This window comes from Kitasatospora sp. NPDC047058 (genome assembly GCF_040643935.1).
Classification (GTDB): Bacteria; Actinomycetota; Actinomycetes; order Streptomycetales; family Streptomycetaceae; genus Kitasatospora.
The window spans coordinates 1-8,105 of record NZ_JBEYVJ010000321.1 but is presented as its reverse complement, the minus strand read 5'-3'; the positions used below and the strand labels follow the sequence as shown (position 1 = coordinate 8,105).

The window sequence follows — 8,105 nt, the reverse complement described above, 5'->3', positions numbered from 1 at the left end:
GCGGGTCCGCCCCGCCCGGCGGCGGCGGCCCGCGGTGGGCCTGGCAGCTCTGGCTGACCGGGCGCCGGGCCCTCGTCGTGGTGGACGACGCCCGGCGGGAGTGCGAGGTCCGGCCGCTGCTGCCGGAGGCCGGGGAGAGCGCCGTCGTGGTGACGGCCCGGTCCGGGCTGATCGGCCTGGAGGGCGCCCACCGGGTCCGGCTCCCGCCCCTCGCGGCGGAGGAGGCGGTGGAGTTCCTGGGCCGGGTGATCGGCCGGGACCGGGTCGACGCGGACCGCGAGTCCGCCGCCCGGATCGTCCGGGCGGCGGGCCTGCTGCCCCTCGGGGTCCGGCTGGTGGCCGACCGACTGGCCTTCCTGCGCCACGTGCCGTTACGGGAGTACGGCGCGCGGATGGCGGGGAGCCGGGCGCTGCTGGACGAGCTGTGCGGTGACGATCCGGCGGTCCGCGCCCGGCTCGCCGAGTCGGTCGGGGACCTGCCGGAGGCGGCGCACCGGGCGGTGCTGCGGCTCGGCCGGCTCACCGGGCCGGTGTTCACCCTGCAGCAGGCCGCCGCTGTGCTGGGGACGGACCCGGAGTCGGCGGTGCGGGTGCTGGAGCACCTGCTGGAGGCCAGCCTGCTCACCGTGCCCAACGTGGAGGGGCTCGCCCACACCGTGCGCTACGAGATGCCGGCGCTGCCCTTCGCCTACGCGCAGGAGCTGGCCGCCCGCACGGCCTCCCGCACGGCCGACCGCGTACCGGCGCCCGTGCCCGCGGCCGTACCCGTACCAGTGCCGCTGCCCGTGCCCGCACCGCTGCCCGCACAACTGCCCGTACCGGTGCCGCATCACTGACCGATCGTCATATACCGGTATCAAACCGACGGCTAATCGGTGTCATACCGGCGATCCCTACCTTTCTTCTCGGACCGGCGTAGCGGACGCCGCGACCGCAGAGGAGGACAGCATGCCCGAGGACATCAACCCGGAGCCGGCGGAGACCGAGGACGAGGACGTCGACGTCGTCGCGCACGGGGTGCCCGCCGAGGAGGCGGTCGAGGACTGGTGCGTCGTCAACAACAGCTCGGCGCTCTGACCCTGAACGTCGAGCCCTGAGGACCGGACGGGCCGCACCACCCGGACCCCGGCGCGAGCCGGGGTCCGGGAGGCCCGTCCGGCGCCCCGACCGGTCCGGCCCGGAGGCCCCGTGAACATCCTGCTCTGCCCGCTCAGTGACGGCGGCTACCTCTATCCGGCGATCGCGGCCGGGCGCGAGCTGCGGCGCCGCGGCCACCGGGTCGGCGTGCTCGGCCGGTCCTCCGCCGCCCCCGTCGCGGCCGAGGCCGGCCTGCCAGGTACCTCAACCGGGACCTCTCGGCGCTGCTGTACGCGCTCTGGACGTACGAGAAGCTGCGCGACGAGTGGTGGCGTTGGGCGGATGACGATTCGGAGGGCTGGGCGGTGCACGACCCGCAGGCGCTGCTGGTGGCCGTGGCGGACGGGCTGGTCGAGGCGGTGGACCCGGAGGCGTCCGCGACACCGGCACACACCTGGCGGATGCTCGCCGAGGATCCGTACACGGGCGGCCTGCTCTCCTGATCCATTCTGCGATGCCGTGTGCGATGCCGTCCGGGCCCCGTCCCGGTCCCATCCGGGGCCGTGCCGTGCCCTGCACCCGCCGCCGCCCGGCGGGCAGGCGACCTCGGAAGCGCTGCGGACGAACCGGCCCTGGTCGAGGCGTGCGTAGCTCACGCAGAGGTGGACGGGGGCGACGGCCTCGGCGGGCGGGGGCGAGGTTCACCGCCCGCCGCGAGCGGTTCCGCGTGAAGGTCCGGGGCGACGACCCGGCCCGTGCGGGCCGGGAGAGCGCCGGGTGCACCGCCCACCCTGGCGGGCTGTCGCACGGACCACGACGTTCGCCCGACGTGGCTACATCGGATTCTCCTCCGCGCCTCCGGGGCAGAACAGGATCAGGCTGCCGAAGCTGTTGATGTGGCCGATGCAGGTGCTCATGTCCGACAGGGCCACGTTGGTCCCCGCGGGGAAGACCTTGATCTTTGCGGTCAGTTCGAACGGCGCGGAGGGGTCGTTCCGCTCCGCCGTCTTCTTGGCGATGCTCAGGAGCACGGACCTGCCGAAGTGCTCCGGGGTGCTGAGTCCGGCCAGTTCGTCCAGGAGCTGCTGGTTCGGCTTGGTGTAGGTCGTCATGAGGTGCCGCCTTCCGTCTGTGGGCAAACCAATCGGCGGTGGCTGAATATCCGTCGGACCGGCGGAACATTCAGAACGCCGGCGAAGAACCCCCGTGTGGCGGGTCACCGGGAGCCCGTGCCGCGTACACGCCCGCGCCCACCGCTGCGCGTACCGCACCACCCGCACCCAAGCCGCGGCCCGCCGGCCCACGCGCGATGCCGTGGTGGGACCGCCGTCGGGGTTGACGTAGCGTCCGGAGCAGAGCCCGTATTCGATGTTTTCCCGGATCCAGGGTTCCAGCCCTGCGATGTGCTGACGCGGTCCCGTGCCGGCGGTCCTGACAACCTCGTCGCGAAGCCGGAGGAAGAGGCACATGATCCGGTGGTCTTCATGCGCAGCACCACGTACTCGTCGAGCGTCGGTGTGTGGCCGCGTGAGTGCGCCGGCGGCAGCGATGGCGTAGTCGCGGGTGCAGGCCTGCGGCGCGCCTCGGTGTAGTGCGGTGTGCCGTCGGGGTGATTCATTCGGAGCGGGGCGGCCGTGTGGCGCGCAGGTGGGGGCGGAGGGTGAAGACCTCGTCGGTGCCGGTGAGCGCCAGGAGGTGGAGGAGCTGGGGGCTGGCGCCGACGAGGATGAGCCAGACTCCTGCGGCTTCGGCGGTGTGGTGGGCGCGGAGGAGGGAATTCAGGCAGGCGGAGTCGCAGAAGGTGAGCGGCGCGAGGTCGATGATCAGCATTGCGGGGGCGTCGGCGACGGCTTTGGCGAGGGCCGCGTCGAGGATGTGCATGGTGTCGTGGTCGGCTTCTCCCTCGACGCGGCAGACCACCGCGGTCAGTGTGGCCTCGCGGCTGGTGAACTGCATCCGTGGTCGCTCCGATCGGGTAGCCGGGAAATCGGACATGCGCGGCCTGCGTCGGGATGGTCGTCCTGCTCCGGTCGTCCGTTTCGTGGTCCTGCGGCCGTCGTGGCGGTGGCCGAACGCGTTGGCCTGTTTGTCGTTCCGGGGCCCTTGGGGTCCTCGTGTCGGGGCGATCAGCGCGAGTCGTGCGCCTTCGGCCGGCGCGCGCCGACGGGCGACCGGGGAGCAGGCCGAGGCCGGTGGAGAAGTGCGGCTCCGCGTAGGACCGCTTGACCGCGAGCAGGTCCGGTGCCGGTCTACGGCGGCGGCCAGGTCCTGGAAAGTGAAGGGCTTGCCGTCCAGGACCATGCCCCCGTGAGGGAACACACCAGCGCGCCGCCGACCCGGTACCGGCCCTCGGGCAGGCGAGCACGGTGCTCTCCTCAGAGCAGGGGAAGGGGCTGCGCGGGCACCCGGGCCGTGTCGGCGCCGGCGTCCGGCGCGGACCAGGCGGACGCGATCCGCTCCAGGCCCTGCCACAGGTCCAGAGCCTGCCCGCGCATCCCCACGGCGGTGCAGCTGCCCGCCTCGACCGCGCTGAGGTAGGCGTCTATGCCGGTCACCGCGTGGCGCACCTGCCGGCGCAGCGGCTCAACCCGGCCCGGATCGTCGCCGTGCTCGCAGGGCGCCCCGATCCGCTCGGCCAGAAGGGACCTCAGCCGCTCCAGACCTTCCCTGCTCATCGGGTCCACGCGCACCATCTCCAGACGAGGGGCCGCCGCACGGATCCGCCACGGAAGCGATTGCGGGCAGCCGGTTCCTCCACTGTTCGCCCGTATGCCAGACATGTCAACCATTGCACGAATTCGCTGTCATGCTTCGGCAGTCGCGAAACAAGGGTCCTATGGTGGAGGCATGGACAACGGCACGACGGCCGGGCGGCAGTGGACCTTCCTGACCAACCACGCCCGCGTCCTGGTCCAGATCGCCCGCGACCCCGGCATCCGCGTGCGCGACATCGCCACCCGCTGCCTGCTCACCGAACGTGCTGTCCAGCGCATCATCGTCGACCTCGAACAGGCCGGCTACCTCAGCCACGAACGCCACGGCCGCACCAACCGCTACAGCATCATCGAGGGCAAACAGCTGCGCCACCCCGCCGACGCCGGGCCCACCGTCTCCGAGCTCCTCTCGATCCTTCTGCGCCGGTACGAGGCCGCAGACAGCGGATCGTCACGGCTTTGACGCTGCGGCCCCGGGTTGTTCAGGCGGACCGCGGGGTGGCGCGCTGGCTGATCTGTGGTTGCGCTGTTCAGGCGGCGAGTGCGGTGGGGTGCAGCAGTACCTTGGTCCAGCCGTCGTCGCGGTGGTCGAAGCAGCGGTAGCCACGCGGGGCGTCGGCGAGCGGCAGCTCGTGCGAGACCGGGAAGGACGGCTCCGCCTTCCCGGCGACGATCAGGTCCGATGCCGATGCCGCCGGCCGTCCTGACCGCCGCGACGAGCTGGTCGAGGACGAGCTCGGGGTGCTCCCTCTCCTGCGACGGAGTTCGCCGGGCACGCCCGCGGTTCAGCCCTGGAGGGAGGCGAGCCAGGAGGTCAGGAGGCGGTTGACCTCCTCGGGACGCTCCTGCTGGATCCAGTGTCCGCAGCCGTCCAGGATGCGGGTGGAGGCCAGGCCGGGGAGGGTCGCGTCGGCCATCCAGGTGGTGGAGGCGTCCAGGGCGCCGCCGATGAACAGGGACGGCTGCTTGATCGGGGCGCCGCCGTACTGGGCGAAGTCCTCCCAGTCGCGGTCCATGTTGCGGTAGCGGTTGAGGGCCCCGGTCATGCCAGTGCGCTCGAACTCCGCGGTGCACACGTCCAGGTCGTCCTCGGTCAGCCAGGCGGGCAGCTTGCCGCCGGGGAAGCGGTCGCGCAGCCGGCCGCCGGTGCGGGACACGAAGTGCGGGCACCGATCTTGCGGCGCGGCGGCCGCGCGACGCGAACACTCTTGCCATCCTGGCAAACTGACAGGACGGGGCGGATCCGGAGCGGGCGGGCGCGGCCGCGGCGTACGGCCCAGACCAGCCGGCGACGCCTGCCTGCGCAACGCGGCGACGGCTTCGAGCAGCGCGGTGCGGGCCTGGCGCCGACGGACGTCCTCGGCGGCGCGGGCGTCGGCCACATACTCGGACGGCGGCCGCTCCTGTGCGGGCCCGATCCCTCCCTCAACGTGCCCGCCATCCTGGGCACCGGCCTGTTCGGAACCCTCGGCGGCCTGGTCGCCAGCGCCGCCGCCGACGACCTGCTCGGACCTGCCGTCGGCCTTTGCATTCGGCCGGCGCCGCGCGGGAGGGTTCACCCACCAGCTCGCCCCGGGGCTGCGCCCGCGGGGATGGCTTCCTCCGGACGGAGGCTGCGCGGGGGCAGGGGCCTGCGGCCGCTCCGAGCGCCGGGGTCATGACGACGGAGAACACGGCGGTGGTGGGGCTGCGGCCGGTCTTGTTGTTGTGAGCCCTCGACCGCTCCGGAGCTGTGGCTCACGCTGCCCCTCCCCATTCCTCCACGGCTCTCCCAAACCACGCCGAGCGTGGGGAGGGGTGGCGGTGCCTCTCCGGCGACCGGGGGACGTATCACCGGAGGGCACCGCCGTTCGTCGGCCCACCACCGCTGCCAGCGGCCGTTGACCGGAAGTGTCGGCGGCCGCACAGCCCTCCGTCCGTGGCGGAAGCGGAGGCGATTCCGCCGACACAGAAGATCATCACAGGGGCAACCTGAGGATTCGATGAGGGCCGCCGGGTCTGCCTGCCGACACCCGGCTCACCCGACCTGCCGGGCTCATCGGCCGACTCACGCCTTCCCCGGCAGAACCCCGCGGAGAGCCGGTGGTGCCCCATTGACACCCGCGCCCCGGCAGATCACCCGGAGCGGCCTCGCACCGGCGCCCCCGTCCGTGTCCGTCACCACCCCGACCATGGTTCCGGCGGCCACCACCGCGGCCAGCACGACAGCCAGCGATCCGGTCCTGTTCAGCAGGGATCCGGCGCGCACCGCCGGACGGCGCGACCCACGGAAGAGCCGCCGTCGAGCACACTCGGGCGGCATCTGCCGGTCGTCCCTGATGGATCCGCGCATGGTCTCTCCCCGCTCCGCGCCTACCGTTCCCACGTGAATGAGCCTGGACGGGGATACCTGAGGATTCGGTGAGCCGTCGGACCACGCGAGCCGGACGGCCACCCGCGAAGACTCGTCAGGGCGGCCGCACGACGTTGCCGCCGGTGACCGACAGCCCCGGCCTCCCGGAACGCGCCGTCCCCTTCCCCGTCGACAGGGCCAGCATGGGCACAGGCACTAAATTAGGGCGGTAAGGGGCCGCGATTGCCGACGAGGTGTGGCCGATGGACGCAATGATCGACTGGCTGCGCGGCCTGTCCGGACCGGTCGTGTACGCAGTCATCGGCGGCATGGTCTTCACCGAGGACGCCCTGTTCTTCAGCTTCTTCATCCCCGGAGAGACGGCCGCCGTCCTGGGCGGCTTCCTCGCTCACCAGGGCCGTGCCTCCCTCGGCTGGATGGTCCTGGTCGTGGTGTGCGCGGCGATCCTCGGTGACTCCGCCGGCTATGAGATCGGCCGGCGCCTCGGTCCGTCGATTCTTCGCACCCGCCCGCTGCGGCGCCACTCCAAGCAGGTCGGCACGGCTCAGGATCTGATCGGCCGCCGGGGCCCAGCCGCCGTCTTCGTCGGCCGGTTCATTGCCTTCTTCCGCCCGCTGGTGCCCTCGCTGGCCGGAATGTCGCGCATGCAGTACCGCCGGTTCCTCTTCTACAACGCCCTCGGAGGGGTCGCCTGGGGCGTCGGCTTCACCCTCCTCGGCTACTTCGCCGGAGCCGCCTACACCAGAGTGGAGGGAACGGTCGGCCGGTTCACAGCAATCGCGATCGCCGTGATCATCGCCGCCACCCTGCTGGTCTGGTACCTACGGCGACACCACTCCCGGGGCGATAAGCCGTCGAACGACAGCAGCGAACAGGAACCCTGAACGAGGGACCAGTGCAGAGCCTGCGAAGCGACGTGACCGAGTCGACCGCACACCGCGACCAGGCCAGCTCGCCCCGGGAGCCGGGTTCGTGTGAGCCTCACGTGGCTTTCCGCTCGGGAGCCCTAGCGTGGACCCATGACGAGAAATCAGGACATGGGACGGCGAGCAGCCGCGGTGCTCTGCGTGGCTGCGGCGCTGGTGGGACCGGGAAGCCTGGCCGGCGCTGCCGACGGGACGCCGGCAGCCGGGCTGTCCCCGCGGCCCGATGCCCTCGTCTACATCGCCAACCTCCAATCGGACACGGTGTCGGTGGTCGACACCGGCACGGGCACGGTCGTGGACAGCGTTCCCGTCGGGGACGGACCCGACAGCGTGGCCGTCAGCCCGGACGGCTCCCGCGTCTACGTCACCAATTCCGCGTCGGACACCGTGTCGGTGATCGACGCCCGGACCAGGACGGTCATCGCCACCGTCGCCGTCGGGGACGAACCGAGCAGGGTCACGGTCTCCCCCGACGACCAGAACGTCTACGTCGCCAACGTCGGGTCGGACACCGTGTCGGTGATCAGCACCCGCACCCGTTCCGTGACTGGCACCATCGCGGTGGGCGAGGCCCCGCTGGGCGTGGCGTTGACACCCGACGGATGCACCCTGTACGTCGCCAACGCCGCATCCGACACCGTCTCAGTGGTCCGGACCGCCACCGCAACGGTCACCGGCACCATCCCCGTCGGCAGCGGGCCGACCGCCCTGGTGCTCACCCCCGACGGCCGGCAGCTGTACGTCTCCAACCTGAACTCGGACGACGTGTCGGTGGTCGACGTCCACGACGGCGTGGAATCGGACCGCATCCCGGTCGGGGACCAGCCTGCGGGAATCGGGGTGGGACCGGATGGCCGCCGGGTCTACGTCGCCGACATCGGCTCCGACGACGTGTCCGTGATCAGCACCCGCGACCGTGCCGTCACCGACACCGTCGCTGTGGGAGACGGCCCCAACGGCCTCGCCGTCGGTCGTGCTCTGCCACGGCGTCCTGATGTACCTGCCGGACCCGGACCCGATGATCGCCTCGCTGGC

8 protein-coding genes and 3 pseudogenes are annotated in these 8,105 nt (G+C 72.1%); 6 read left to right on the top strand and 5 right to left on the bottom strand.

Annotation, left to right across the window (positions count from 1 at the left end; translation table 11 throughout):
* From ABZ885_RS31380 to ABZ885_RS31370, 3 genes and pseudogenes are all read left to right on the top strand, one after another.
* A pseudogene (locus tag ABZ885_RS31380) lies at positions 1-836 on the top strand (AfsR family transcriptional regulator); the annotation flags it as partial.
* Positions 837-948: 112 nt separating this feature from the next.
* A complete protein-coding gene (locus ABZ885_RS31375) occupies positions 949-1,077 on the top strand; it encodes a hypothetical protein (RefSeq protein ID WP_360196059.1) in 129 nt (42 codons plus the stop codon).
* A 284-nt stretch (positions 1,078-1,361) separates the two neighbouring features.
* Positions 1,362-1,580, top strand: a complete 219-nt coding sequence (locus ABZ885_RS31370) for a hypothetical protein (protein WP_360196062.1) — start codon at positions 1,362-1,364, stop codon at positions 1,578-1,580.
* A 330-nt stretch (positions 1,581-1,910) separates the two neighbouring features.
* Here ABZ885_RS31370 and ABZ885_RS31365 read toward each other — a convergent pair whose 3' ends face one another.
* The 3 genes from ABZ885_RS31365 to ABZ885_RS31355 all read right to left on the bottom strand — a co-directional run bounded on the left by ABZ885_RS31365 (position 1,911) and on the right by ABZ885_RS31355 (position 3,752).
* Positions 1,911-2,189: a hypothetical protein gene (locus ABZ885_RS31365; RefSeq protein WP_360196056.1), complete on the bottom strand. Its 279-nt coding sequence runs from the start codon at positions 2,187-2,189 to the stop codon at positions 1,911-1,913.
* Positions 2,190-2,691: 502 nt separating this feature from the next.
* Positions 2,692-3,033 carry an STAS domain-containing protein gene (locus ABZ885_RS31360; RefSeq protein WP_360196053.1) on the bottom strand — a complete coding sequence of 114 codons (342 nt, stop codon included), beginning with the start codon at positions 3,031-3,033 and terminating at the stop codon, positions 2,692-2,694.
* A 419-nt stretch (positions 3,034-3,452) separates the two neighbouring features.
* Positions 3,453-3,752, bottom strand: a complete 300-nt coding sequence (locus ABZ885_RS31355) for a hypothetical protein (RefSeq protein ID WP_360196051.1) — start codon at positions 3,750-3,752, stop codon at positions 3,453-3,455.
* Positions 3,753-3,924: 172 nt separating this feature from the next.
* Here ABZ885_RS31355 and ABZ885_RS31350 point away from each other — a divergent pair, with 172 nt between their 5' ends.
* Positions 3,925-4,254 (top strand): helix-turn-helix domain-containing protein, encoded by a 330-nt coding sequence (locus ABZ885_RS31350; protein ID WP_360196048.1) that lies wholly within the window; start codon positions 3,925-3,927, stop codon positions 4,252-4,254.
* A gap of 67 nt (positions 4,255-4,321) precedes the next feature.
* Here the strand turns inward: ABZ885_RS31350 and ABZ885_RS31345 are convergent.
* Together ABZ885_RS31345 and ABZ885_RS31340 are read right to left on the bottom strand one after the other, a co-directional pair.
* Positions 4,322-4,471, bottom strand: a pseudogene (locus ABZ885_RS31345) (aldehyde dehydrogenase); the annotation flags it as partial.
* Positions 4,472-4,576: 105 nt separating this feature from the next.
* Positions 4,577-4,957 (bottom strand): annotated as a pseudogene (locus ABZ885_RS31340) (alpha/beta hydrolase); the annotation flags it as partial.
* A gap of 1,429 nt (positions 4,958-6,386) precedes the next feature.
* Between ABZ885_RS31340 and ABZ885_RS31335 the strand changes: the two are divergent.
* Entirely contained in the window at positions 6,387-7,028 is a 642-nt protein-coding gene (locus tag ABZ885_RS31335; RefSeq protein ID WP_360196045.1) for a DedA family protein, read from the top strand.
* A gap of 135 nt (positions 7,029-7,163) precedes the next feature.
* Positions 7,164-8,105 (top strand): YncE family protein (locus ABZ885_RS31330; RefSeq protein ID WP_360196042.1); only part of this gene is annotated, 942 nt, incomplete at its 3' end.